General features: G+C 68.8%; 1 protein-coding gene. It reads left to right on the top strand.

From position 1 onward, the window contains the following. Positions 1 to 24: 24 nt before the first annotated feature. Positions 25 to 438, top strand: coding sequence for a roadblock/LC7 domain-containing protein (locus tag ACQRUO_RS39730; protein ID WP_184942492.1), 414 nt, complete (start codon positions 25 to 27; stop codon positions 436 to 438). Position 439 lies beyond the last annotated feature (1 nt).

Consider the following 439-nt stretch of genomic DNA (forward strand, 5'->3'; position numbering starts at 1 on the left):
ACCAGGAGCGTTGAGTTGAGTCAGATGAGCCAGGCCGCACAGAACCTGAACTGGCTGATCACCAATTTCGTGGACAACACCCCCGGGGTGTCGCACACGGTGGTGGTCTCCGCCGACGGACTCCTGCTGGCCATGTCCGAGGGCTTCCCCCGCGACCGCGCCGACCAGCTCGCCGCCGTCGCCTCCGGCCTCACCTCCCTCACCTCCGGCGCCAGCCGGATCTTCGAGGGCGGCGACGTCAACCAGACCGTGGTCGAAATGGAACGAGGCTTCCTCTTCCTGATGGCCATCAGCGACGGCTCCTCCCTCGCCGTCCTCGCCTCCCCCGACTCCGACATCGGCCTCGTCGGCTACGAGATGGCCCTGCTCGTCGACCGCGCCGGCGCCGTCCTCACCCCCGCCCTGCGCGCCGAACTCCAGGGCAGCCTCCTGCACTGAG

Source organism: Kitasatospora sp. LaBMicrA B282 (assembly GCF_050325825.1).
In the GTDB taxonomy this organism is placed as follows: domain Bacteria; phylum Actinomycetota; class Actinomycetes; order Streptomycetales; family Streptomycetaceae; genus Kitasatospora.